The organism is Saccharopolyspora sp. MMCC62 (genome assembly GCF_057736575.1).
This window is the reverse complement of sequence record NZ_JBYKCM010000001.1, coordinates 294,463-319,072: the sequence shown is the minus strand read 5'-3', so window position 1 is coordinate 319,072 and position 24,610 is coordinate 294,463. Positions and strand designations below refer to the sequence as shown.

Here is a 24,610-nt window from a genome sequence, read left to right as displayed (position 1 = left end):
TCCCGGCGCCGGGTCCTCACCGCGCTTCGGTGATCATCACGGCGCCGACGGTGGCGTGCGTGGCCTCGTCGACCAGCAGGCCGCCGCCGGTGAGCCGATTGCGCTCGTAGGGGTCGCAGAACACCGGCTGCGCCAGCCGCAGACCGACCTCGCCGATGTCGTTGAGGCCCAGCTCCGCGACCGGTTCGCGGTGCAGCGTCGTCACGTCCACCCGGTGGTGCACCTCGGTGACCAGGGCCTTGACGGTGCGCGTGGTGTGCTTGAGCAGCAGCAGCGTCCCGGCCCGCAGCACCGGGCTCGCCGCCATCCAGCACACCCGGGCGGTCAGCTCGGTCGCCGCCGCGGGCGGGGCGTCCGGGGCGCACAGCAGGTCGCCGCGGCCCACGTCGATCTCGTCGGCCAGCCGCACCGACACCGACTGCGGCGCCCTGGCCTCGGCGAGCGCGCCGTCCGCGGTGTCCACCGCGGTCACCCGGGTGCGCAGGCCCGAGGGCAGGTGCAGCACCTCCGCGCCCTCGTGCACCGAACCGCCGCTGATCTGGCCCGCGTAACCCCGGTAGTCCCGCTCGGGGGCGCGGATCACGTACTGCACCGGCAGCCGGAAGTCCCCGGCCGCGCGGTCGTCCTCGATGTGCACCTGCTCCAGGTGCTCCAGCAGCGACGGGCCCTCGTACCACGGCATCCGGTCCGAGCGGTGCACCACGTTGTCACCGCGCAGCGCCGAGATGGGGATGGCGGTGACCTCGGGCAGCTCCAGCTCCGCGGTGAACCGGGCGAACTCCGCGGTGATCGCCGCGAACACCTCCTGGTCGTGGTCGACCAGGTCCATCTTGTTCACCGCCAGCACCAGCCGCGGCACCCGCAGCAGCCCGGCCAGCACCGCGTGCCTGCGGCTCTGCTCGGTGAGCCCGTTGCGGGCGTCGACCAGCACGATCGCCAGGTCCGCGGTGGAGGCGCCGGTGACCATGTTCCGGGTGTACTGGGCGTGCCCGGGCGTGTCGGCGATGATGAACGCGCGATGCGCGGTCTCGAAGTACCGGTGCGCCACGTCGATCGTGATGCCCTGCTCGCGCTCCGCGCGCAGCCCGTCGGTGACCATCGCCAGGTCCAGCCCGTCGTCGCCGCGCTCGCGGCCCACCAGCTCCAGCATCTCCAGCTGGTCGGCCAGCAGCGAGCGGGAGTCGTGCAGCAGCCTGCCGATCAACGTGCTCTTGCCGTCGTCGACGGCCCCGGCGGTGGCGAACCGCAGCAGGCTGTCGGCGGGGGCGAAGGTCCGCTCCTCCGCATCGGTGGGCAGGCTCATCAGAAGTACCCCTCTCGCTTGCGGTCCTCCATGGACGCCGCGCTCGCGCGGTCGTCGGCACGGGTCTGACCGCGTTCGGTGACCTTCGTGGCGGCGATCTCGGCGATCACCTCCGCCACCGTGGACGCGGTGGACAGCACCGCCCCGGTGCAGGTCATGTCGCCGATGGTGCGGAACCGCACGGACTGCTCGGTGAGCACCTCGTCCGGATCGCGGTGCACGAACGGGTTGTCGGCGAGGTACATGCCGTCGCGTTCGAAGACCTTCCGCCGGTGCGCGAAGTACAGCGCGGGCAGCTCCACGCCGTCCTGGTCGATGTAGGTCCAGATGTCGCGCTCGGTCCAGTTCGACAGCGGGAACGCGCGCACGTTCTCGCCGGGGCCGATCAGCCCGTTGTAGAGGTTCCACAGCTCGGGGCGCTGGTTGCGCGGATCCCACTGGCCGAAGGCGTCGCGGAAGGACAGCATCCGCTCCTTGGCGCGGGCCCGTTCCTCGTCGCGGCGGGCGCCGCCGAACAGCGAGTCGAACCGGTGCTCGGCGATCGCGTCCAGCAGCGTCACCGTCTGCGCCCGGTTGCGGCTGGCGCCGCGGCCCTCCTGCTCGACAACGCGGCCCGCGTCGATGGAGTCCTGCACGGACGCCACCACCAGCCGCACGCCGAGCTCGGCGGCGCGGCGGTCCCGGAACTCCAGCACCTCCTCGAAGTTGTGGCCGGTGTCCACGTGCAGCACCGGGAACGGGATCGGGGCGGGCCAGAACGCCTTCTCGGCCAGTCGCAGCAGCACCGCGGAGTCCTTGCCGCCGGAGAACAGCAGCGCGGGCCGGTCGAACTCGGCGGCGACCTCGCGGATCAGGTGCAGCGCCTCGGATTCGAGGACGTCCAGGCGGGACAGGGCACGTCGGGCGGGCATCAGCTGCTCCCCTCGGAGGGTGTTCCGGGTGCGGCGGCCACCGCCGCCAGCAGCGGTTCGGCCAGTTCCGGGCGGCAGACCAGCAGGTCCGGCAGCCACGGGTCGGGTCGGTCGTAGCCGAGCGGGGAGCCGTCGAGTCGGGTGGCGTGCAGCCCGGCGGCCAGGGCCACGCCGATCGGGGCGGCGCTGTCCCACTCGTACTGGCCGCCGGCGTGCAGGTAGGCGTCGACCTCGCCGCGGATCACCGCGCTGATCTTCGCGCCCGCCGAGCCCATCGGGACGGTCTCCGCACCGAGCGTGGTGGCGACGGCGGCGACGAACTCCGGCGGGCGGCTGCGGCTCACGGCGATGCGCGGCGGCCCGCCGTCCGCGGCCGGGACCCGCGGCGGGCTGCCGGTGCCTAGCACCAGGCCAGCGGCGGGCAGCGCGACGGCGGCGGCCCGCACCCGGTGGTCCTCGGCGAGGGCCACGTGCACGGCCCAGTCGGTGCGGTCCGGTTCGGAGAACTCCCTGGTGCCGTCGAGCGGATCCACGATCCACACCCGGCCGCCGCCGGAGCGCTCCGGGCCCGCGGTGCCGTGCTCGGAGAGCACCGCGTCCTGCGGGCGCTGCTCGGCGAGCGCGGCCAGCAGCAGTTCGTGCGCGGCGGTGTCGCCTTCGTCGCCGAGCACCTTGCCGTCCACTTCGGACCGACGCCGCGCGCGCAGCTCCAGCAGGCACCGCCCGGCCTCGTCCGCCAGCCGCGCGGCCAGCTCGTGATCGTCCGCCTTCACCCGGTTCCTCCTTCGGCGCCGGCATCGATCCGCTCCCCCGCCGGGGCCGGCGCCCGACCGCGGGAGAACCGTCCGGACGACACCGCGGCGGCGACGAGCGCGACCAGCACGCCCAGCACCGCCGCCACGGCCGCCCCCGTTCCGGCCAGCATCGCCCCGCTGGCGGCGAGCATGCCGCCCAGCAGCACCCGGACCGGCCGGTCCGGGATGCGCGCCGACAGCAGCGACCCGGCGAGCACCCCGGGCAGCGAACCGGCCAGCAGCGAGCCCACCAGCCCGAGGTCGACCTGGCCGTGCAGAAGATGTCCCAGCGCGGCGACCAGCACCAGCGGCACCGCCTGCACCAGGTCGGTACCGACCAGTCGCGCCGAGCTCATCGCCCGGTCCAGCAGCAGCAGGCACACGATGACGATGGAACCGGAACCGACCGAGGTGGTGCCGACGACGAACCCGGCGGCCGCGCCCAGCAGCACCGCAGGGACCGGCCGGAGGCGGGGTGCCGCGCCGGACGCCGGACGCCCGCGGTCCAGGTGCATCCGCACCACCAGGGTCACCGCGGCCAGCAGCACCGCGGCCGCGCTCACGCCCTTGAGCACCGCGCCGGTGCCCGCGCCGAGCCGGCCCGCGAGCAGCGAACCGAGCAGCGCGCACGGCAGCGAACCCAGGCACAGCAGGCCGACCGTCGGCAGGTGCGCGGTGCGCCGGCGCAGGTGCACCGCCGCGCCCACCGGTTTCATCACCGCGCCCGCGACCAGGTCGGTCGACACCGCCGCCAGCGGCGGGACGCCGAACACGACGGTCAGCAGCGGCATGGTGAGGGCACCACCGCCCATTCCGGTCAGGCCGACCAGCGATCCGGTCAGCAGACCGGTCAGGGTCACTCCGAGGTCCACGGGCGCACCCAGCCCCGTTCCCGCAGCAGCGCCACGACCCGCCCGACGGCCTCGTCCTGGGTGAGCCCGGAGGTGTCCAGCGCCAGGTCGGCGTCGGTGGGCGGCTCGTACGGCGCGGACACACCGGTGAACTCGGGCAGCGCCCCGGCTCGCGCCTTCCGGTAGAGGCCCTTGCGGTCGCGGCGTTCGCACTCGCCGAGCGGGGTGGCGACGTGCACCAGCACGAACCCGCCGCAGTCGGACACCATCCGGCGCACCGCGTCCCGGTCGGCCGCGTAGGGCGCGATGGGCGCGCAGATCGCCGCGCCGCCGTGCCGGGTGACCTCGGAGGCGACGAACCCGATGCGGCGCACGTTGCGGCTGCGGTCGGCGGCGGAGAACCCGAGCCCTTCGCACAGGGTGCGGCGCACCACGTCCCCGTCCAGCAGGGTCACCGCCCGGTGGTCGTGCCTGCTGAGCTCGTCGCGCAGCGCGCGGGCCAGGGTCGACTTGCCCGCCCCGGACAGGCCGGTGAACAGCACGGTGAAACCGCGTTCGGCCAGCGGCGGGTGCAACCTGCGCTGGTGCTCGGCGATCGCCGGGGTGGTGAACCAGGTCGGCAGCGGGGCGCCTTCGTCCAGCCGGGCGCGCAGTTCCTCGGTGCCGAGGCCGCCGCGCCCGCAGCCGGGTTCGACCCGCTCGGCCCGGATCCAGGCGTCGGCGGAGTCGCGGAGCAGCTCGGGCGGGGCGACCACGGTGATCGGCGAGTCCTCGACCGGGTCTGCGGTGATCAGGTGGGTGGTGCCGTAGGCGGCGGCGACCTGCGCGGCCAGCGCGGCGTCGGCCTTCGGATCGGCGCGGCGGGCCAGCGGGACCGGCACGATCGTGGTGCCCGGGGGCAGTTGCGGGCGGGCGGCGAGCAGCGCCTGCACCAGCAGTTCCGGGCGCGGCCCGGTCATCCGCGGCAGCAGCAGCACGTGCCCGTCGAACTCGGCGGCGAGTTCGCGCAGCTGGGCGAGTTCGCGGTGGTGCAGCGGGGAGTCGGCGACGACGCCGAGCACCGGCCCGGCGGGCAGGTCCGCGCGGACGTCGGCGGCGGGCGGGCGCATCCGGCGCAGCGCTCCGGCGGGTGCGGCCGCGGCGCGCAGCGGTCCGGCCGCGTAGCGCGTGGTGCCGTCGGACCAGGGTTCCTCGTTGTGCAGCACGGCGACGGGGGCGCCTTCGGCGTCGCGCAGCTCGATCCGGGGCGCGTCGGCCAGCTCCGCGGGCACCGGGAGCACGATCGGCGCGGGCCACGGGGTGCCGTCCAGCAGCCGCCGCCGGGTGCGCACCGAGTCGACGTCGGCGGCGCCGAGGAATCCCGCCACGGGGTGGAACGCACCGTCGATCAGCAATTCCACATCGGACAGTTCAGCGGGTTCGGGGGTCCAGCCCGGAATCGTCCCGTCAGGACCGTCCGGACATTCAGGCTCCGCTCTGCTCGCGCTCACACGCACCTCTGTCCGCTGGTCGGGGCCGACTTGATGCATACCGTGCCGAAGAGGGATCGACGGGTGAACCCCGGTGTCCACTTCTCGCCACATCGCATTTTTCCCACCGCACCGGCACATTTCCAGCCTTGACGGATCGCCGATTCCGGCATTGTTCGCGAAGTTCACCGTCCCGTTCGGGACTCCGCACGGGGCAGCGTCGAGCGGAACGTGCGCTCCCCCGGTCCCAGCTCGAACACGCCGTGCCCGTCGCGGATCCGGTCGGCGCCGGTGATGCGGCCGGGCACGTGCACTTCGGCGGTGGTGTTCGGCGGAATCCGCACGGTCAGGGTGAAATCCCGCCCGTCGCGGTGCCAGCGGGACTCGACCCGGCCGGCCGGGGTGGTGTGGTGGCCTTCGACCCGGCGCAGATCGCCCACCACCTTGGGCCGGATGCGCAGCCGCCGGAAGCCGGTGGAGCCCGGCGCCTGGTCGATGCCGGCGAGTCCGGTGTGGAACCACTCGTCGAGCTGCGTGAGGATCATGTGGTTCAGCGAGTTGCGCAGGTCCCACTGCTCCGGGACGGTGCTGAGCCCGCCCGGGTTCGCCGGGGTGTCCCGGAAGAACGCGCCGTAGCCCGCGTCCTGGTGCAGCGCCTCCCACAGCAGCTCGTCGCGGTCGGCGTCGCGCAGCACCCGCACCACCGGACCGAGCCCCAGGTGCCCGGCGCGCAGCAGCGGGCCGCCGGAACCGCGGACGCGTTCGACCAGCGCGGCCAGCACCCGCGGCCGTTCGGCGGCGGGCACGATCCCGGCGTCCAGCGGCATCGCCTGCGCCGCCTGCGTCGCACCCCGCTCGGTGCCGTCGCCGCTGTAGCGGCCGAGGTCCGGCAGGTAGAACCGCTCGTGGAAGGCGCGGGCGACGCCCTCGGCGAGCGCACCGTACTCGCGCGCGTCCGCGGAATTCCCCAGCGCCGCGGCCACGTCCGCCATGGCGCGCGCGGTGGCGTGGTAACCCCAGGTGCCGGTGAGCTCCCCCGCGGTCTCCTCCGCCGCCACCCAGTCGCCGAGCGCGCCGACGACCAGGTGCCGGTGCGCCTTGCGGCGCCGCAGGTAGTCCAGGTAGGCCGTCATCGCCGGGTAGTACCGCGCCATCGTCTCGGTGTCGTCGTAGCGCCGGTGCAGCAGCCACGGCACCAGCACGATCGCGTTGCCCCAGTTGACCTCGTCGCCGAACCGGTCCCGGTAGCCCCAGTCGTAGACGGGCGCCTTCAGCGCCACGTTGCCCACGTCGGGCCCGCGCCCGGACTGCCCTTCGGCGAGGTGCCGCTGCATCGTCGGCAGGTAGGCGGCGAGGTCGAAGTGCCGGGACAGCACGCCCATCGGGTGCGTGTAGTCGGCGCCGTAGGCCAGCTTCTCCCGGCCGGGGCAGTCGGTGAGCACCGACATCAGGTTCGAGGCGACCGAGAAGTGCGCCATCCGGTGCAGCCGGTTCACCCGCTCGTCGGAGGTGCGCACCGCACCGGCGCGCGGCGCGTCGGCCCGCAGCTGCGACCCGACCACCTCGGGGCGCACCCCGGGCGGCGCCGTGACCTCCAGGAAGCGCATCGCGAAGTACTGGAACGCGGGCTGCCAGGTCTCCCCGCCGGGCAGGCCCGCCGCGGTGTAGGTGTGCAGCACGTCGGTGCCGCGCCGGTCGTTGCGCACGGAGGTCTGGTCGACGGAGCCGTCCGGCGCCAGCGATTCACCGGGCCGCAGGGCCACCTCGGTGCCCGCGGGCACTTCGGGCAGCCGCAGCCGCGGCCAGCCCGCGAGGTTCTGCCCCAGGTCGAACACCCACCGCCCCGGGTCGAGCTCGCGCACCCGCACCGGCGGCCACTCGCGCACGACCCGCACCGGCTGCGCCCGGCGCCACACGAGTTCGGTGCCGCCGTTCGGCGGGGTGGTGCGGATCGCGTCGGCCCAGCCGGTGCGCGTGCCGTCGCGGCGGGTCGCGGTCGCGGAGTGGTCGGCGCCGGGCGCGTCCCAGCCGGGCTGTTCGCGGCGGGCGTCGTGGTCGGTGCCGGAGAACCAGTTGTCGGTGATCGCGGGGCCGAGCGCGGTGCGCCAGTGCGGTCCGGTGACGACGTCGTGCCGTCCGCCGGGGCCGGTCAGCTCCAGGCGGGCGATCAGCCGCGGGGACACCGCGGCGCCCGCGGTGGGTTCCCACTGCGCCACCGGATCGCCGGAGCCTTCGACGGGGGTGCCCGCGGGGTACCGGTGCTCCAGCGGCGGGGCGATGATCAGGCCGTGCTCGTCGGTGGTGACGACCTGCCTGCTCTCCCAACGATCGCGGGTACCGATGGTGACGCTGCCGCCGATGTGGTGTCCGCGCGGGTCCGGGACGCGGATGCGGTCCGCGCCGGGGTACGCGGGCACCAGCAGCTCGCCGCGGGCGGGTTCGGTGCTGGTCCACCACGAGTAGGGGTCGCGCGCGCCGCCGCGGGTGCCGTGCCGGTGCACGTGCGCGGTGCCGTTGCCGAGCGCCACGCCGAGCACGTTCTCCCCGGGCAGCAGGAGTTCCCGCACGTCGTGCACCCGGTGTTCGGCGGAGCGCTGGTAGTTCGAGTTCCCGGGCGCCAGCACCTCGTCGGTCACCGGCCGCCCGTTGAGGGTGGCCCGGTGCAGGCCGAGCCCGCACAGGTGCAGCCGGGCGGTGCTGATCGGCCCGTTCGAGGTGAACGCCGTCGCGAAGATCGGCAGCGGGTCGCCGGGTCCGCGGCCGGGGTGCGCGATCCAGCTCGCCGCGCCCCAGTCGCAGCGGGTCAGCAGCCCGAGCTCCCACTCGAACGGTTCGCTCCAGGGGGACCACCGGTCGTGCTCGTCGCGGACCCGCACCCGCCAGCGCAACCGCTGCCGCGCGGCGGGTTCCGGCCCGCCGTAGCGGGTCTGCGCGCGGTCCGACCCGACGACCCCGGTGTCCCACCAGGTCCGGCCGTCCGGATCGGTGACCTCGACCTGGAAGGCGGTCTGCAGGCCACCGGGCTCCGCGTCCTCCGCGGCGAAGCCCCAGCTGAACACCGGGTTCTGGTCGTCGACGCCGAGCAGCGGCCCGGTGCGGCCGTCGAGGCGGAGGCGTTCCGGGCGGATTCCGGTCATCGGCTGCTCCAGCGCGGTCGTCTGCCGCTCTCGTTCTACGCACCGCGGCACCGCCCGTCAACAGTCCACAGTGGACGACTGCTCCGGGCGGCGGGGCGCCCTATCCTCGGTGCGTCGGCCGGACGGCGGCCGCGGAGAGGACCGCATGACCAGCCCTGACGACAACCCCACCGCAACGATCCCGCTGGCGAGCCGCACCGGGCGGTGGATCATCGCGGGCACCATCCTCGGCTCCGGGGTGGCGTTCCTGGACGGGTCGGTGGTGAACGTGGCGCTGCCCGCCATCGGCCGGGACACCGGCGGCGGCTTCGCGGTGCTGCAGTGGGTGCTCGACGCCTACCTGCTCACGCTGAGCGCGCTGCTGCTGCTCGGCGGAGCTCTCGGCGACCGGTACGGGCGGCGCCGGGTGTTCCAGGTGGGGCTGGTGGTGTTCACCCTCGCCTCCCTCGGCTGCGGGCTCGCGCCCACCGGGGAGCTGCTGATCGTGGCGCGGCTGGTGCAGGGCGTCGGCGGGGCGCTGCTCGTGCCCGGCAGCCTCGCGCTGATCAACTCCACGATCCGGTCCGAGGACCGCGGCCGGGCGGTGGGCACCTGGGCGGGGCTGACCGGGGTCTCCTCCGCGCTCGGGCCGTTCGTCGGCGGCTGGCTGGTGGACGCGGCGTCCTGGCGCTGGGTGTTCTTCATCAACGTGCCGCTGGCCGCGGTGGCGCTGCACGTCACCGCCCGGCACGTGCCGGAGACCCGCAGCGGGCGGGCCGGGTCCCCCGACCTCGCCGGGGCCGCCACGATCACGCTGGGCCTGGCCGGAGCGATCTACGCGCTGATCGAACTGCCCGCGCGGGGCTGGAACCCGATCACCATCGGCGCGCTCGCCGTCGGCGTCGCCGGGCTGGTCGCGTTCCCGGTGCTGGAGCACCGCGGGCGGAATCCGATCCTGCCGCTGAACCTGTTCGCCTCCCGGCAGTTCACCGGGGCGAACCTCACCACGTTCACCGTGTACGCGGCGCTCAGCGGCGCGCTGTTCCTGCTGTCCCTGCAGCTGCAGCAGACCCTCGGGTACTCGGCGCTGCACGCCGGGGTGGCGACGCTGCCGATCACGGTGATCATGCTGCTGATCTCCGGGCGAATGGGGGCGCTGGCGCAGCGGACCGGGCCGCGGCTGCCGATGACGGTCGGGCCGTTCGGGTGCGCGGCGGGGCTGGCGCTGCTGACCTGGGCCCAGCCCGGGTCGACCTACCTCACCGGGGTGCTGCCCGGGGTGCTCGTGTTCGGGCTGGGGCTCTCGGTGACGGTCGCGCCGCTGACCTCGGCGGTGCTCGCCTCGGTGACCGCCGATCGTGCCGGCGTGGCGTCGGGGGTGAACAACGCGATCTCCCGGCTCGCCGGGCTGGTGGCGGTGGCGGTGCTGCCGCTGGTCGCGGGGATGACCGGGCCCGGGGACACCGTCGGCGACGGGTTCGGGTTCGCCATGCTGGTCTCGGCCGCGGCGTGCGCGCTGGGCGGGGTGCTGTCCTGGTGCACCATCGGCGGCCGCCGCCTCGCGGTCGAACCGATGCCGCTGCCGGGGGTGCAGCAGGCCTGCCAGGACCCGTGCACCTGCACCGACGCCCACCGGTGATGCGAAGCCGCCCGGCCGGGCGGCCCCGAGGTCAGCCGACCCGGTCGAAGGTCCACTGGTGCGGGGGCCGCGCGACCAGGTGCGGCGGCGGGGACGGCAACCGCGGCGGGTCCTCGTCGTGGTGCGCGATGATCACGACGCGGTCCTCGGCCGAGCGGTACACCTCGACCGCACCGCAGCGGGGCACCGCGTGCTCCCGGACCCACCCGAGCAGTTCCGGCTGCGCGCCCGGCGCGGCCCGCACCTCCCACATCAGCGCGCGCCCGCTCACACCGCACCCCGCAGCGGCGGCACGGCGGGCATCTCGGTGGCCGATTCGACGTCCCGGCGGGTCATCCGGAACGCCTCCGGGTAGGACTCGCGGCGGGTGCGGCGCTCCGGTTCGGTGCTGCGCCAGAAGTAGTGGCAGCACTCGCAGCGGTGCACCTCCCACACCCCGGCGACCGGTGACACCGCCTGCAGCGTCACCTCGGTCGCAGCACAACGCGGGCACATATCGGGTTCTCCTCTCGTCGTCGGTTCAGCTCTCGCGCAGCAGAGCGCGCAGCTTCGCCACCCACTGCTCGGTCTCGGGCAGGTCCCGCACCGGCTGGCCGTAGTGCCCGCGCGCGTCCGGCGCCACCGGCGTCGTCGCATCGATCACCAGCTTGTCGCTGATGCCCGCGGGCTGGGACCCCGGATCGAGGCCCACCACCGACATGTTCGGCAGCACCACCAGGTCCCCGGCCGGGTTGACCTTCGTGGACAGCGCCCACATCACCTGCGGCAGGTCGAACGGGTCCACGTCCTCGTCGACGACGATCACGACCTTGGTGTAGCCGAGCCCGTGCGGCGTCGTCATGGCCCGCAGCCCCACCGCGCGGGCGAAGCCGCCGTAGCGCTTCTTCGTGGACACGATCGCCAGCAGCCCGTGCGTGTACATCGCGTTGACCGCCTGCACCTCGGGGAACTCCGCGCGCAGCTGCTGGTACAGCGGGACGCAGGTGGCCGGGCCGATCAGGTAGTCGATCTCGGTCCACGGTTTGCCCAGGTACAGCGATTCGAAGACCGGGTCGGTGCGGAAGGAGATGCGGTCGATGCGCACCACCGGCATGTTCCGGCCGCCCGAGTAGTGCCCGGTGAACTCGCCGAACGGTCCTTCGACCTCGCGGCGCCGCCCGACGACCACGCCTTCGAGCAGCACTTCGCAGCCCCACGGCACGTCGAACCCGGTGAGCGGCCCGGTGGCGATCGGCGCCGGGGCTCCGCGCAGCGCGCCCGCCATCTCGTACTCGGACTGCTCGTACCCGAGCGGGGTGCCGCCGACGATGGTGATCATCGGGTCGTTGCCGAGCGCGATCGCGACCGGCAGGTCCTCGCCGCGCTCCTCGGCCTTGCCCAGGTGCAGCGCGATGTCGTGCATCGGCACCGGTTGCAGGCCGAGTTCGTCGCGGCCCTTGACCTCCATCCGGTACACGCCGACGTTCTGCTTGGCGAAGTTCTCCGGGTCGTCCGGGTCGCGGGAGACGACGGCGGCCTTGTCCAGGTAGAACCCGCCGTCGCCGTCGTTGAGCCGGAACAGCGGCAGCACCTCGAACAGGTCGACCTCGGCGCCTTCCCGGGAGTTCGCCAGGAACGGCGGGTCCGCGCGGCGTTCGGGCGCGACCGGGAAGTCCTCCCAGCGCCGGATGAACTCCTGCACCTGCTCGCGGGTGGAGGTCTGCGGCGGCAGTCCCATCGCGATGGCGTGGTTGGGCCAGGACCCGTGCGCGTTGAGCACGATCCGCGGGTCGGTGAACCCGGTGACGTCGTCGAACCGCAGCGCGGGCGCCCCCTCGCCGAGCCGGGCCGCGGCGTTGGCGGCGGCGCCGAGGTCCGGCTCCGGATCGACCCGTTCGGTGATCCGCAGCAGCTGTCCCGCCGCGTCGAGCGCGTCCAGGTAGGAACGCAGGTCGTCGTGGGCCACTTCTCCTCCTCCGCTGGTCATCGTTCTGCGGGCGCGGTCCACGCCGCGCCGAGTCCCGCCCAGCGGCGCGCGTCCGGGGCGGGCAGGTCGAACTGGTCGAGCACCCGCAGCACGATGTGGTCGAGCACGTCGGTCACCGACCGCGGGTGGTCGTAGAAGGCGGGCATCGGCGGCACCAGCACGGCGCCCATCCGGGAGAGCGCGAGCATGTTCTCCAGGTGGATCTCGCTCAGCGGTGTCTCCCGCGGGACGAGCACGAGCTTGCGGCGCTCCTTGAGCACCACGTCGGCGGCGCGCCCGATGAGCCCGTCGGCGTAGCCGGTGCGGATGCCGGCGAGGGTCTTCATGCTGCACGGCACGACGATCATGCCGTCGGTGCGGAACGAGCCGGACGAGATGGCCGCGCCCTGCTCGGCGGGCCCGTGCACCACGTCGGCGAGCCCGGCGACCTCGTGGGCGCTGCGGCCGGTCTCGAGCTCGATGGTGGTGCGGGCCCAACGGCTCAGCACCAGGTGGGTCTCGACCTCGGGCAGGGTGCGCAGCGCTTCGAGCAGCCGCACGCCGAGCGGCGCGCCGGTGGCCCCGGTCATCCCGATGATCAGCCGCAACGCCACCCGCCTCCTTTAGTTCGTGGACGAACGTTCGTATGCAGACTACCACTGTCGCGACCCCGATCTCGCGGACGGCGACACCGGCTCCGCGCCCCGGCGCGATCTCGTAAGATGCGAGCCCACCGAACCGGCATGAGGAGTGCGTCGTGCAGCTGGAAAGCGCCGTCTTCCACCTGATGCGCCGGGTCCTGCAGGACCACGGCGCCCGCTGGCAGGCGCGATCCCCGCAGCTGACCAAGCCGCAGTACGCCGCGCTCACCGCGATCGAGGAAACCCCCGGCATCGAGCAGGCCGCGCTGGGCAGGCGCGCCGCGATCGACAAGGCCACGCTGGCCGCGATGCTCGCCCGCCTGGAACAGCGCGGGCTCGTGACGCGCACCGTCGACCGCTACGACCGCAGGCGCCGCGTGCTGGAGCTGAGCGGCGAGGGCCGCCGGGTGCTGCGCGAGACCACCGCGCTGGCCGACGAGATCAACAGCACCGTGCTGGACCGCCTCACCCCCGAGGAGTCCGACCGCCTCCGCGAACTCCTCACCACCCTCGCCGCCGACGAGACCGGCCAGCTGGCCCCACCCCCGGAAACCTGACCCCACGTCGTCCGCTCGTCAGCGGCGAAGCCGCTGAGCAGCGACCACCCGAGACACCGGCGAAGCGGCTGAGGTTCCGCCACCCCACCCCTCGTCAACAGGAGCAGCGAGCACCGGGCCGAGAACGACTCGCCGGCTTTGCGGTGTTGGGTCACACTCAGGTCACGCTCGACCCCGCGCCGACGGCACGCGGCCCGGCACCGGCGAGCACCGGCACGTGCACCACGACCGCGCCCCGGCGCGGCCGCCCCGGCGATCCGGCCCGCGCCTCCGGAGGCACCCGGCCGAGCGCGGGCGGCGCTCCGGCGACCCGCACCCGACGCCCTGCCGAAGCACTTCGGCGGGCCCCGCCGCACACCGATGGGTCAGCGATGTCCGAAGCCTCCTCCCACGACCCGGTCACCGACCGGCTGCAAGAGGTGGCCTCCACGTTGGGCGACCTCCGCCTCGACGAGCTGCTCGGCGAGCTCCAGGAGCGGCTGGCGCGGGTGATCAGCACGCGGGACCGGATGCAGGACCTGCTGGACGCGGTGCTCGCGATCGGCACCGAGCTGGAGCTCGACACGACGCTGCACCGCATCGTCACCGCCGCGACCGAACTGGTGCAGGCCCGCTACGGCGCGCTCGGCGTGCTCGGTCCGGACGGCGAGTTCACCCAGTTCGTGCACGTCGGCATCGACGAGGCCACCGCCGCGCGGATGGGGCCGACCCCGCGCGGTCGCGGGCTGCTCGGGCAGCTGACCAGGGATCCGCGCCCGCTGCGGCTGCGCGACCTCACCCAGCACCCGGCGTCGATCGGTTTCCCGGAGAACCACCCACCGATGCGCGGTTTCCTGGCCATCCCGATCCGGGTGCGGGACGAGGTGTTCGGCAACCTGTACCTGACCGAGAAGCTCGATGGCGGCGAGTTCGGCCAGGACGACGAGGTGGTGCTGCGCGCGCTGGCCGCCGCGGCCGGGGTGACGGTCGAGAACGCGCGGCTGTTCGACCAGGCGCGGCTGCGGCACCGCTGGCTGCAGGCTTCGAGCGAGATCACCACCGAACTGCTGTCCGGGGTGAGCACGGCCGACGGGCTGCGGCTGATCGCGCAGCGCGCCATGGAGATCTCCCGCGCCGACTGCGCGCTGATCGTGCTGGCCCGCCAGGGCACCTCCAGCGGGCAGGCGCGGGTGGAGGCCGTCGCGGGCGAAGCGGACATCGAAGTGGGCATCCCGGTGAGCACCGACGGCCCGGTGCTGGCCAGCCTCACCGGCGACACCCCGGTGCTGGAGTCGGACGTGTCGGCGGCCCCGGTCAGCGGGCTCAACCACGTGCTGCCCGGCTACGGCCCGGCGCTGGCGGTGCCGCTGCACTCCGGCGAAGCGGGCGCGGGCGCCGTGATCGCGTTGCGCCGCAAGGAGAGCAGGCCGTTCGGGCCGGGCCAGGTGCCGCTGCTGGCGTCCTTCGCCGACCAGACGGCGATCGCGCTGGAGCTCGCGGCGAAGAACCGCGCGCAGCGGCAGCTCGACGTGTTCGGCGAGCGGGACCGCATCGCCCGCGACCTGCACGACCACGTGATCCAGCGGCTGTTCGCGACCGGGTTGAGCCTGCAGGGCACGCTGCGCCGCGCCACCGATTCGGACGTGCGGCGGCGGGTGCAGCAGTCGGTGCAGCAGCTCGACGACACGGTCCGGGAGATCCGCACCGCGATCTTCGACCTGCACTCCTCGCCCGGCGCGGACGATCCGGTGAGCCTGCGCCGCCGGTTGCTGGACACGGTCGCGGATGTGAGCAGCGGCGCGGGATTCGCCCCGGCGGTGCGGATGTCCGGCGCGATCGACACCGCGGTACCGGGCGGCTTCTTCGAGCACGCGGAGGCGGTGGTGCGGGAGGCGGTGGCGAACGCGCTGCGCCACGGCGGGGCGACCGCGATCACGGTGTCGGTGGAGACCGGTGCGGCGCTCACCATCGAGGTGGTCGACAACGGCTGCGGGGTGGGCGGTGGTGCTCCCGGCAACGGCCTGCGCAACCTCCGCGCCCGCGCCGAACAACTCGCGGGCACCCTCGACCTGACCGCGCCCGAGGACGGCGGCACCCGCCTGACCTGGCAGGCACCCCTCCCCCACGGCGAACCCGGCTGACCGATCACCCTCGACCCGCGCCGCGTCCTCGCCCGAGCAGCGGATCGGGCGTTCTCCCGTCGGCTGCGACGCCGCTGGACCGGCGGGGCCCGAGCGACCGGCACCGCGGCGGGTTCTCGGCCGTCATCCTCGCGAGGACGGCGTTCTCGGGCGGGAACGACGAGCACTCAGCCGGGGACGGCGTCCCGCGCACGACGGAGCGAGCTCACCCGGAGGACGGCCGGGAGCGGAGTTCCGTTGCCAGGACCGCGGCTTGGGTGCGCCGTTGCATCCCGAGCTTCGCGAGCAGCTGGGAGACGTAGTTCTTCACGGTCTTCTCGGCGAGGAACATCCGCTCGGCGATCTGCCGGTTGGTCATCCCGGCGCCGATGAGCTCCAGCACGGCCCGCTCCTGTTCGGTGAGCCGCCGCAGCGGGTCCTCCTGGGAGTGCTTGCGCCGCTGCCGTTCCAGCACCGCGTAGGTGGTGGCCGCGTCGAGCAGCGAGCGGCCGGCCGCGACCTGCCGGATCGCCGAGCGCAGATCCGACCCGAGGACCTGCTTGAGCACGTACCCGGACGCCCCGGCCATGATCGCGTCCAGCAGCGCTTCGTCGTCGGAGAACGAGGTGAGCACCAGGCAGCGCACGCCGGGCAGCAGCGACAGGAGTTCGCGGCACAGCTCGATCCCGTTGCCGTCGGGCAGCCGCACGTCGAGCACCGCCACGTCGGGCCGGGCCGGCGGCAGCCGCACCAGCGCCTCCTGCACGGTGCCGACCTCGGCGACGATGGTGAAGTCGTCTTCGTCCTCGAGGAGGTCGGCGATCCCGCGGCGCACCACTTCGTGGTCGTCGACGAGGGCGATGCGGGTCGCACCGCCACCGTCCGCCGCCGGTTCGCCCGTGGTGTCCGCCCCGTCCGGTCGTGCCATCTCGCAGCCCCCGCTTCCACCCGCGGCGTGCGGGTGCGCCAGACCCCGTCGTTGCCAGGCTAAGGGCGGTGCGGCGGGCGGCGCAGGACCGGCGGCGGCGCCCGCTGATCCGGACTCCGGTGGTGGCGGTGGTGCCGGTCCGATGCGGTCCTGGCGCCGCGCGCCGAGCGCTCCCAGCTGTTCTCACCTGTTCGACGGTACGAACCGGACACGGCGGGTCACACGGCCGAAGGTCCCACCCCCGGCCGGATGACCACGATCCGGAAATGTTCCGCGACGGCGGCGCGCTGTGGTGTCATCGGTGCTGATCATCGTCGCGGCTCGCGGGAGCCGCGGCGCGGTACGAGTCGGGAGGGGCGGCGGGATGCGGCGAGGACGGCGGGGTCACCCGTGCGAGCCGGACGCGAGCAGGCTGGGCCCGTGGTACTGCCCGGAGTGCGGGCAGGAGTGGGAGATCCACGGCGTGGCCGGCGGCCGCCCCAAGATCCGCCGGGTCGGCCGGGTCGCGAAGTTCGTCGCCACCTGGCTCGGCGGCTGACTCGCGGCACGCCCCGCCCGGTGGTGCCGGGCGGGGCGCGGTCCGCGGTGGATCACGTGTACCAGGTGGGTTCCGGGATCTCGCCGAGCAGCGCGTAGCGGCCCACCTCGACCCGCTTGTAGGCGATCGGGTCGTGCAGCGTGTGGGTGCGCAGGTTGCGCCAGAAGATGTCCAGCCCCGCCGAGTTCGCGGTCGCGCGCGCCCCGGTCACCTCGTAGATCCGGGTGGCGATCTCCAGCCCGGTCTGCACGATCCGCTCCTTGGCGGCGGCGATGAGCACGGCGGCCTGGCCGCGCTGCACCTCGGTCACCGAGTCCCGTTCGGCGTGCAGCAGCTCGTCGATGCGCCGGACGGCGCGGTCGACGAGCGCTTCCGCGGCCCACAGCTTCGCCTGCAGGTCGCCGTAGGCGTCGAGGACGTAGAACTCCTCGGTGGCGCTGCTCTTGTCGTCGCCGCCGTAGGGCCACGGCCGGGTCTTGTCCCGGGTGTAGGCGGTCGCGGCGTCCAGCGCTCCCTGCGCGATGCCGAGGTAGAAGTTCGCGAACACCAGCTGGATGGTGGGCGTGTTCAGCGTGTTGTAGACCAGCGGCTGGAACTCCTTGTCCACGTAGCCCGCCGCCGATTCCCAGGGCACCCGCACGCCGCGGATCTCGACGCTGCCGGATTCGGTGAGCCGCTGGCCCAGGTTGTCCCAGTCGTCGCCGAAGACGATGGCCTCCTGGTCGGAGGGCACGATGGCGAAGATGTGCTTGTCGGTGCCGTCGAGGACGCCTTCCAGCACGGTGAGGTCGGAGACCTTGCCGCCGGTGGAGAAGGACTTCCGCCCGGTGTAGACGATCTCGTCGCCCTCGTCGGTGATGACCACGTCGGAGTCGCGCGGGTTCACCGCCCCGCCGAAGAACAGGTCGTTCTCGGTGTAGAGCCGTTCGACGGCGTCGATCTGCGCGTCGGTGCCGACCAGCCGCACCGCCCACGCCCACAGGTAGTGGTAGCCGAGCAGCTGGCCGATGGAGCCGTCGCCCTGGGCGACCTCCCGGATGACGCGGTAGGCGGTGTCCCAGCGCTGTCCGCCGCCGCCGTGTTCCACGGGCCCGAGGAGGGTGACGAGGCCGGATTCCTTGAGTAGCCGGACTTCGGCGTGCGGGGTGGCGCCGGCCCGGTCGCGTTCGACGGCGTCGACGGCCAGCAGCGCGGCCACGTCGCGGGCTCGGTCCAGCCAGCCCTCGGGGGTGTCGGGTCGCCGGGTCCAGCGGTCGGTGGTGGGTTCGGTGGTGCTCACAGGGTTCTCCTCGGGATGCGGTGGTGCGGGTGATCAGCGGGCGGCGGTGATCGGGTCGCCGGTGCGGTCCAGGTCCGCTTCGAGTTCGCGGACGATCGGCAGCACGTGGGTGCCGAAGTGCTCGACGTCTTCGAGGTAGTGCAGGAAGCCGAGCAGGATCAGGTCGGCGCCGCGCTTCTTGTACTCGACGATGCGGTGCGCGATCTGCTCCGGAGTGCCGATGAGCCCGGTGCGGAATCCGTCGTTGTACTGCACGAGATCGGCGAACTCGGAGTCCGCCCACATGCCCTTTCCGTCCGATGTGGACTTCCCGGCCTGCTGCACGGACTTCCGGAATCCTTCGACCGCGGACACGTCGGCCTTGTCCACGATCTCCTTGAGCACGGCCTTCGCCTCGGCTTCGGTGTCCCGGGCGATGTGGAAGCCGTTGAGGCCGAAGCGGACGGTGCGCCCGTGGGTGGCGGCCTGGGCGCGGACGTCGGCGACCTGCTCGCTGAACCCGTCGAAGTCCTTGCCGTTGCTGAAGTACCAGTCCGACACCCGGCCGGCGAGGGTGCGCGCCGCGGAGGAGTTGCCGCCCTGGAAGATCTCCGGGTGCGGGCGCCCGGGCACCTCGAACGGTTGCGGGCGCAGGCTGAAGTCGTGGATGCGGTAGAAGTCGCCGGACAGCTCGAAGTTCGGTTGCGTCCACAACCCGCGGAGCACGCGGATGAACTCCTCGGTGCGCCGGTAGCGCTCGTCGTGCTCCAGCCAGGGTTCGCCGAGGCCGGTGAACTCCTCCTTGAACCAGCCGCTGACGATGTTCACCGCGAACCGGCCCTGGGACAGGATGTCGGCGGTGATGCCGAACTTCGCCAGGATCGCCGGGTGCCACAGGCCGGGGTGGGCCGCGACGATGAGCTTGAGCCGTTCGGTGGCCAGCAGCAGTCCGAGGCTGAACGCGGCCGGGTCGTGCTGCTGAGCGGCCCCGTAGCTGGAGGCGTAGCGGACCTGGCTGAGCGCGTACTCGAACCCGCTGCGCTCGGCGAGCACCGCGAGTTCCTTGTTGTAGTCGAACCCGAAGTCGGTGCGCTGTTCGATGGTGCTGGTGACCAGGCCGCCGCTGACGTTGGGCACCCAGTAGGCGAACTTCAGCGGTGCGGCGGGGATGTCGGTGGGCACGGTCGTCTCCCGTGGACAGGTGGAGCCGGCGGTGCGCGCCGGACGGCGCACATCGCCGGGTGGGGTGAGCAGGGACCGGTGGCCGCGGCGCGGCGTCGACCGGATGCGAGGTGGACCGCGGCCGGACGCGGAGTCGCCGGGGCGATCACCGGGAGGAGCGCTGATGCCGCCGGAGTCGCGGCGGGACCATCAGATCAGCGACGACAACCTTGCGCACCGACGCGGACGAAGTCCACGTGGCGGCGCCGGGTCAGGCTGGTCGCGATGAGCACGGGATCATCGTGACCAGCGCGCACCGGGGTGTCAACGCCATCCCACTTCCGTTCCACCAGACGGGCATCATCCACAGTGGACAGTCACGGACAGGAGCCGGGCGTCGCGCGAATTCCCGCGCGGCGAAGCGGGACTCCGCGGCCGCCGGACGGTAGTGTGGCCGGTTCGACCACGCGGCGTCCGCCGGGGCACGCAGGGAAGGGGATTCCGCCATGGCCAAGTTCACCTGGCACACCTGCGCCGTGCCCGAGGGCCTACCCGTCCGGCAGGTGTACGGCTTCCTGTTCGCCCCGGACGGGCGGGTGCTGATCCGGGTGGACGGCGGCAAGCACTCGTTGCCCGGCGGGCGACCGGAACCCGGCGAATCCGCCTACGTGGACATCCTGCGGCGCGAGACCTACGAAGAGGTCACGCTCGACATCGCCGAACCGCACTACCTCGGCTACCAGTGCGTCGACGACGGGCACTCCCCGTACGCGCAGGTGCGGATGGCCGCCGAGATCAGCGGGGTGCACCCGTCGGAACCGGACCCGGACAACGGGCGCACCTACCTGCGGCTGCTGGTGCACCCGGGCAAGGCGGGCGACCTGCTCAACTGGGGCGAGACCGGCCACCAGCAGGCCGCGGCCGCGGCGAACGCCGCGATCGCCGTCCTGGGCCTCCCGCACGAGGGGCTCCCGGACACCGGCTACCTCTGATCCGCGGGCGGGGCGCGGGTGATCGCGCCCCGGCCGCCGCTCTTCCGCTCCACAGCTCCGCCGCGCCGTCGTGCCCGTCCGGCACGGCGGCGTCGTCGTGCTGCGCCACCGGCGCGAGCGGTTCGCAGGCCGCACCCGGGGACACCTCAGCCGCTCGCCGCGCCCTCTCGCGCACGAGAGCGGACGCCGTCCGAGCTCCCCTCACGCCCCCTCGCCTACCGCCGGCACGTTCGCCGGAACCGCGCCAGGGTGGCGTTCGGGTGCTTGACCGGGAAATCGCGACGGCACTAGTGTTCGCGGAAAGCACACGTGTTCACTATGCGCACGATCGGAGTGGATCGGTGGCACGCATCCTCGGGCTGGACGAGGCGATCGACGAGTTGGTCGCCGACGGCGACGTGATCGCGCTCGAAGGCTTCACGCACCTCATCCCGGTCGCCGCCGGGCACGAGATCATCCGGCAGCGCAAGCGCGATCTGGTGCTGTGCCGGATGACGCCGGACATCGTCTACGACCAGCTCATCGGCGCCGGGTGCGCGCGCAAGCTGGTGTTCTCCTGGGGCGGCAACCCCGGAGTCGGCTCGCTGCACCGGTTCCGGGACGCGGTGCAGCACTCCTGGCCGGTGCCGCTGGAGATCGAGGAGCACAGCCACGCCGGCATGGCCAACCGCTACGCCGCGGGCGCCTCCGGGCTGCCGTTCGCGATCCTGCGCGGCTACACCGGCACCGACCTGCCCGCGCACACCGACTCCATCAAGACCGTGACCTGCCCGTTCACCGGGGAAGAACTGGCCGCCGTGCCCGCGCTGAACCCGGACGTCGGCATCGTGCACGCCCAGCAGGCCGACCGGCAGGGCAACGTGCAGCTGTGGGGCATCACCGGCGTGCAGAAGGAGACCGTGCTCGCCGCGAAGCGCTCCCTGGTGACCGTCGAGGAGGTCGTCGACGAGCTCACGCCGCGACCCGGCGCCGTGGTGCTGCCGAAGTGGGCCGTCACCGCCGTCGCGGAGGTCCCCGGCGGCGCCCACCCCTCCTACGCGCAGGGCTACTCGGAGCGGGACAACGACTACTACCGGCGCTGGGACGAGATCTCCCGCGACCGCGCCGAATTCGAGGCGTGGCTGGACCGCGAAGGCCTGGCCGAGAGGAGCGCGCGATGACCTTCACCGCCGACGAGATGATGAGCGTCGCCGCCGCGCGCTCGCTCACCGACGGTGCCGCCTGCTTCGTCGGCATCGGGCTGCCCAGCACCGCCGCGAACCTGGCCCGCCGCACGCACGCCCCCGACCTGGTGCTGATCTACGAATCGGGCACGCTCGGGGCGAAACCGGACCGGCTGCCGCTGTCCATCGGCGACGGGGTGCTCGCCGACACCGCGGATTCCGTGGTGAGCGTGCCGGAGATCTTCAACTACTGGCTGCAGCCGGGCCGCATCGACTTCGGGTTCCTCGGCGGCGCGCAGATCGACCGGTTCGGCAACATCAACTCCACCGTGATCGGCGACGACTACGCGAACCCGAAGGTGCGGTTGCCCGGCGCGGGAGGTGCCCCGGAGATCGCCGCCTCCTGCAAGGAGGTGCTGGTGGTGATGCGGCAGAGCACCCGCAGCTTCGTCGACTCCGTCGACTTCACCAGTTCCGTCGGCTACGGCCGCGGCGCGGGCGATCGGGAGCGGCTGGGGCTGCGCGGGCGTGGACCGGTGAAGGTGATCACCGACCTGGGGGTGCTCGAACCCGACCCGCGGACCTGCGAGCTCACCCTCACCCGGCTCAGCCCCGGCGTGTCCGTCGAACAGGTGCGGGCCGCCACCGGCTGGGACCTGCGGGTCGCCGACTCGCCCACCGTCCAGGAACCCCCGAGCGACACCGAACTGCGGGTGCTGCGGGAACTCAAGGCCACGATCGGAGCAGCAGCATGAGCAACGGAGCTCACATCCTCGACGCGGTGCGCACCCCCTTCGGCCGCTACGGCAAGGGCCTCGCCGAGGTGCGCCCGGACGACCTGGCCGCGCACGTGGTGCGCACCCTCGTGGACCGCTCCCCGCGCCTGGACCCGGCGCGGATCGAGGACGTCGCGTTCGGCGACGCCAACGGCGCGGGCGAGGACAACCGCAACGTCGCGCGGATGGCCGTCCTGCTCGCGGGACTCCCGACCGGCGTCGCGGGCGCCACCGTCAACCGGCTGTGCGGCTCCGGGCTGGAAGCCGCCATCGGAGCCAGCCGGGCCGTGGAGACCGGCGACCACGAACTCACCATCGCCGGCGGCGTCGAATCGATGAGCCGCGCGCCGTGGGTGCTGCAGAAGCCGGAAGCCGGTTTCCCGCGCGGGCACGAGACGCTGCACTCGACCACGCTCGGCTGGCGGATGACGAACCCGCGGATGCCGGAGCGCTGGACCATCGGGCTCGGTTCCTCCGCCGAACTGCTCGCCGACCGCTACGGCATCAGCCGCGAGGCCCAGGACGAGTTCGCGGTGCGCAGCCACCGCCGCGCCGCCACCGCATGGGAGGCCGGGGCGTTCGAGCGCGAAGTGGTCGCGGTGCCGGGCACCGAGCTGACCGCGGACGAGGGCGTGCGGGCGGACAGCTCACCGGAGAAGCTGGCGAAGCTCAAGCCCGCGTTCCGCGAGGGCGGCACCGTCACCGCCGGGAACTCGTCGCCGCTCAACGACGGCGCCGCCGCGCTGCTCATCGGTACCGAAGCGGTCGCCGCCGACCTGGGCGTCACCCCGCTGGCCCGGATCGCCGGGCGCGGCGTCGCCGGGGTCGATCCGGACGTGTTCGGCATCGGCCCGGTGGCGGCGGCGGAGACCGCGCTGCGCCGCGCGGGCATCGGCTGGGGCGACCTGACCGCGGTGGAGCTCAACGAGGCGTTCGCCGCGCAGTCGCTGGCCTGCCTCGCCGACTGGCCGGACCTGGACCCGGAGATCGTGAACGTGCAGGGCGGCGCCATCGCCCTCGGCCACCCGCTGGGCGCGTCGGGCGCGCGCATCCTGGGAACCCTGGCGCACCAGCTGCGCGCCGCGGGCGGCGGCTGGGGCCTGGCCGCGATCTGCATCGGGGTCGGGCAGGGCCTGGCCGTGGTCCTGCAGGCGTGAGGAGGAGCCGACGATGAGCATGCTGCTGCCGCACTACCGGACCGACGACGCCTCGCACCCGCCGCTGGACAGCGCGGGCTACCGCTCCTCGGCGCTGCGCTACCCGAAGCAGCCGCTGCGGCTGCTGCCGCAGTACCTCACCGAGGTCACCGGGCCGCTGCTCGGCCACGACCGGGTCGGCGAGCACGACCACGACCTCACCGCCGGGCACGCGGGCGAACCGCTCGGCGAGCGGATCGTCGTCAGCGGCCGGGTCCTCGACTCCGGCGGGAAGCCGGTTCCGCACACGCTGCTGGAGCTGTGGCAGGCGAACTCGGCGGGCCGCTACCGGCACTCCGGGGACCGGCATCCGGCGCCGCTGGACCCGAACTTCACCGGCGTGGGGCGGGCGATGACGGACGCGGACGGGAACTACCGGTTCGTGACGATCAAGCCGGGCGCCTACCCGTGGCGCAACCACGACAACGCGTGGCGGCCCGCGCACCTGCACTTCTCGCTGTTCGGGCAGGCGTTCACCCAGCGGTTGATCACGCAGATGTACTTCCCGGGCGATCCGCTGTTCGGCCAGGACCCGATCTTCAACTCGGTGCGCGACCCGGCGGCGCGGGACCGCATGATCAGCCGGTTCGACCTGGCGAGCACCGTGCCGGAGTGGGCGCTGAGCTACAAGTTCGACATCGTGCTGCGCGGCGCGGACGCGACCCCGTTCGAGGACGACGAGGAGGACGACGACTGATGCCGGAGCAGGACGAGCTCACCACGCCGTCGCAGACCGTCGGCCCGTTCTACGCGCTGCCGGACGGGCTGCTGTGGCCGGACGGTCCCGACGTCGTCGCGGACGGCGCGCCGGGCGCGATCGTGCTGCGCGGAACGGTGTTCGACGGCGCGGGCGAGCCGGTGCCGGACGCGGTCCTCGAGATCTGGCAGGCCGACGAACGGGGCCGGTTCGCGCACCACGCCGACCCGCGCGGCGCTGCCGGTTCCTTCCAGGGCTTCGGGCGCTGCGGCACCGATCCGCAGGGCGGTTTCCGGTTCCGCACGGTCAAACCGGGCCCGCTGCCGACGCCCGACGGGCGCACCGAGGCGCCGCACCTGGACGTCACGGTGCTGGCGCGCGGCATGCTGCAGCGGCTGGTGACCCGGGTGTACTTCCCGGACGAGGCCGCCGCGAACGCCACCGACCCCGTTCTGTCCACTGTGGAAGAAGAGCGCCGGGGCACGCTGATCGCCACCGCCGAACCGGACGGGCTGCGCTTCGACGTCCGGCTCCAGGGCGACGGTGAGACCGTCTTCTTCGCGCTCTGAGGCCGCC

At 73.5% G+C, this 24,610-nt stretch carries 23 protein-coding genes; 10 read left to right on the top strand and 13 right to left on the bottom strand.

Annotated features, from left to right (window positions below):
* Nucleotides 1-16: 16 nt before the first annotated feature.
* The 6 genes from AC29IT_RS01480 to AC29IT_RS01455 all read right to left on the bottom strand — a co-directional run bounded on the left by AC29IT_RS01480 (nucleotide 17) and on the right by AC29IT_RS01455 (nucleotide 8,465).
* Nucleotides 17-1,303: a sulfate adenylyltransferase subunit 1 gene (locus tag AC29IT_RS01480; protein ID WP_488217550.1), complete on the bottom strand. Its 1,287-nt coding sequence runs from the start codon at nucleotides 1,301-1,303 to the stop codon at nucleotides 17-19.
* Nucleotides 1,303-2,214: a sulfate adenylyltransferase subunit CysD gene (cysD, locus tag AC29IT_RS01475; protein ID WP_358439081.1), complete on the bottom strand. Its 912-nt coding sequence runs from the start codon at nucleotides 2,212-2,214 to the stop codon at nucleotides 1,303-1,305. The genes AC29IT_RS01480 and cysD overlap by 1 nt, the downstream gene beginning before the upstream one ends.
* Nucleotides 2,214-2,987 carry an inositol monophosphatase family protein gene (locus AC29IT_RS01470; RefSeq protein WP_488217549.1) on the bottom strand — a complete coding sequence of 258 codons (774 nt, stop codon included), beginning with the start codon at nucleotides 2,985-2,987 and terminating at the stop codon, nucleotides 2,214-2,216. Before AC29IT_RS01470 ends, cysD begins: the two co-directional genes overlap by 1 nt.
* Nucleotides 2,984-3,868 carry a sulfite exporter TauE/SafE family protein gene (locus tag AC29IT_RS01465; protein ID WP_488217548.1) on the bottom strand — a complete coding sequence of 295 codons (885 nt, stop codon included), beginning with the start codon at nucleotides 3,866-3,868 and terminating at the stop codon, nucleotides 2,984-2,986. Before AC29IT_RS01465 ends, AC29IT_RS01470 begins: the two co-directional genes overlap by 4 nt.
* Entirely contained in the window at nucleotides 3,865-5,388 is a 1,524-nt protein-coding gene (gene cysC / locus AC29IT_RS01460) for an adenylyl-sulfate kinase (RefSeq protein ID WP_488217547.1), read from the bottom strand. Before cysC ends, AC29IT_RS01465 begins: the two co-directional genes overlap by 4 nt.
* Before the next feature lie 125 nt (nucleotides 5,389-5,513).
* A complete protein-coding gene (locus AC29IT_RS01455) occupies nucleotides 5,514-8,465 on the bottom strand; it encodes a family 78 glycoside hydrolase catalytic domain (RefSeq protein ID WP_488217546.1) in 2,952 nt (983 codons plus the stop codon).
* A 145-nt stretch (nucleotides 8,466-8,610) separates the two neighbouring features.
* On the opposite strand from AC29IT_RS01455, the gene AC29IT_RS01450 reads away from it, so the two are divergent.
* Nucleotides 8,611-10,083 carry an MFS transporter gene (locus tag AC29IT_RS01450; protein WP_488217545.1) on the top strand — a complete coding sequence of 491 codons (1,473 nt, stop codon included), beginning with the start codon at nucleotides 8,611-8,613 and terminating at the stop codon, nucleotides 10,081-10,083.
* A 31-nt stretch (nucleotides 10,084-10,114) separates the two neighbouring features.
* Here AC29IT_RS01450 and AC29IT_RS01445 read toward each other — a convergent pair whose 3' ends face one another.
* The 4 genes from AC29IT_RS01445 to AC29IT_RS01430 are packed head-to-tail and all read right to left on the bottom strand — an operon-like array spanning nucleotide 10,115 to nucleotide 12,642.
* Entirely contained in the window at nucleotides 10,115-10,354 is a 240-nt protein-coding gene (locus tag AC29IT_RS01445) for a hypothetical protein (RefSeq protein WP_488217544.1), read from the bottom strand.
* A complete protein-coding gene (locus AC29IT_RS01440; RefSeq protein WP_488217543.1) occupies nucleotides 10,351-10,578 on the bottom strand; it encodes a non-oxidative hydroxyarylic acid decarboxylases subunit D in 228 nt (75 codons plus the stop codon). Before AC29IT_RS01440 ends, AC29IT_RS01445 begins: the two co-directional genes overlap by 4 nt.
* Nucleotides 10,579-10,603: 25 nt before the next feature.
* Nucleotides 10,604-12,028 (bottom strand): non-oxidative hydroxyarylic acid decarboxylases subunit C, encoded by a 1,425-nt coding sequence (locus tag AC29IT_RS01435; RefSeq protein ID WP_488217542.1) that lies wholly within the window; start codon nucleotides 12,026-12,028, stop codon nucleotides 10,604-10,606.
* 17 nt (nucleotides 12,029-12,045) lie between these two features.
* Complete coding sequence (locus AC29IT_RS01430; protein ID WP_358439056.1) at nucleotides 12,046-12,642, bottom strand: non-oxidative hydroxyarylic acid decarboxylases subunit B; 597 nt, start codon at nucleotides 12,640-12,642, stop codon at nucleotides 12,046-12,048.
* A 143-nt stretch (nucleotides 12,643-12,785) separates the two neighbouring features.
* Here AC29IT_RS01430 and AC29IT_RS01425 point away from each other — a divergent pair, with 143 nt between their 5' ends.
* Together AC29IT_RS01425 and AC29IT_RS01420 are read left to right on the top strand one after the other, a co-directional pair.
* Nucleotides 12,786-13,226, top strand: coding sequence for a MarR family winged helix-turn-helix transcriptional regulator (locus AC29IT_RS01425; RefSeq protein WP_488217541.1), 441 nt, complete (start codon nucleotides 12,786-12,788; stop codon nucleotides 13,224-13,226).
* 371 nt (nucleotides 13,227-13,597) lie between these two features.
* On the top strand, nucleotides 13,598-15,346 hold the full coding sequence (locus AC29IT_RS01420; RefSeq protein WP_488217540.1) for a sensor histidine kinase: 1,749 nt from the start codon (nucleotides 13,598-13,600) through the stop codon (nucleotides 15,344-15,346).
* 205 nt (nucleotides 15,347-15,551) lie between these two features.
* Here AC29IT_RS01420 and AC29IT_RS01415 read toward each other — a convergent pair whose 3' ends face one another.
* Nucleotides 15,552-16,253 (bottom strand): response regulator, encoded by a 702-nt coding sequence (locus AC29IT_RS01415; RefSeq protein WP_488217539.1) that lies wholly within the window; start codon nucleotides 16,251-16,253, stop codon nucleotides 15,552-15,554.
* A gap of 364 nt (nucleotides 16,254-16,617) precedes the next feature.
* On the opposite strand from AC29IT_RS01415, the gene AC29IT_RS01410 reads away from it, so the two are divergent.
* Nucleotides 16,618-16,791, top strand: coding sequence for a hypothetical protein (locus AC29IT_RS01410; RefSeq protein ID WP_358439045.1), 174 nt, complete (start codon nucleotides 16,618-16,620; stop codon nucleotides 16,789-16,791).
* Between the two features lie 52 nt (nucleotides 16,792-16,843).
* Here the strand turns inward: AC29IT_RS01410 and AC29IT_RS01405 are convergent, their stop codons facing one another.
* Complete coding sequence (locus tag AC29IT_RS01405; protein ID WP_488217538.1) at nucleotides 16,844-18,070, bottom strand: acyl-CoA dehydrogenase family protein; 1,227 nt, start codon at nucleotides 18,068-18,070, stop codon at nucleotides 16,844-16,846.
* 33 nt (nucleotides 18,071-18,103) lie between these two features.
* The gene (gene sfnG, locus AC29IT_RS01400) at nucleotides 18,104-19,231 is read right to left on the bottom strand and encodes a dimethylsulfone monooxygenase SfnG (RefSeq protein WP_358439039.1); all 1,128 of its coding nucleotides are present in this window, start codon (nucleotides 19,229-19,231) and stop codon (nucleotides 18,104-18,106) included.
* 485 nt (nucleotides 19,232-19,716) lie between these two features.
* On the opposite strand from sfnG, the gene AC29IT_RS01395 reads away from it, so the two are divergent.
* From AC29IT_RS01395 to pcaG, 6 genes are all read left to right on the top strand, one after another.
* Nucleotides 19,717-20,202: an NUDIX hydrolase gene (locus AC29IT_RS01395; RefSeq protein WP_488217537.1), complete on the top strand. Its 486-nt coding sequence runs from the start codon at nucleotides 19,717-19,719 to the stop codon at nucleotides 20,200-20,202.
* Between the two features lie 341 nt (nucleotides 20,203-20,543).
* Nucleotides 20,544-21,362, top strand: a complete 819-nt coding sequence (locus AC29IT_RS01390) for a CoA transferase subunit A (protein ID WP_358439033.1) — start codon at nucleotides 20,544-20,546, stop codon at nucleotides 21,360-21,362.
* Nucleotides 21,359-22,120 carry a CoA-transferase subunit beta gene (locus AC29IT_RS01385; RefSeq protein WP_488217536.1) on the top strand — a complete coding sequence of 254 codons (762 nt, stop codon included), beginning with the start codon at nucleotides 21,359-21,361 and terminating at the stop codon, nucleotides 22,118-22,120. Before AC29IT_RS01390 ends, AC29IT_RS01385 begins: the two co-directional genes overlap by 4 nt.
* Entirely contained in the window at nucleotides 22,117-23,298 is a 1,182-nt protein-coding gene (locus tag AC29IT_RS01380; protein WP_488217535.1) for a thiolase family protein, read from the top strand. The genes AC29IT_RS01385 and AC29IT_RS01380 overlap by 4 nt, the downstream gene beginning before the upstream one ends.
* Before the next feature lie 13 nt (nucleotides 23,299-23,311).
* On the top strand, nucleotides 23,312-24,034 hold the full coding sequence (gene pcaH, locus AC29IT_RS01375; RefSeq protein WP_488217534.1) for a protocatechuate 3,4-dioxygenase subunit beta: 723 nt from the start codon (nucleotides 23,312-23,314) through the stop codon (nucleotides 24,032-24,034).
* Complete coding sequence (gene pcaG, locus AC29IT_RS01370; RefSeq protein ID WP_358439022.1) at nucleotides 24,034-24,603, top strand: protocatechuate 3,4-dioxygenase subunit alpha; 570 nt, start codon at nucleotides 24,034-24,036, stop codon at nucleotides 24,601-24,603. The genes pcaH and pcaG overlap by 1 nt, the downstream gene beginning before the upstream one ends.
* Nucleotides 24,604-24,610: the final 7 nt, after the last annotated feature.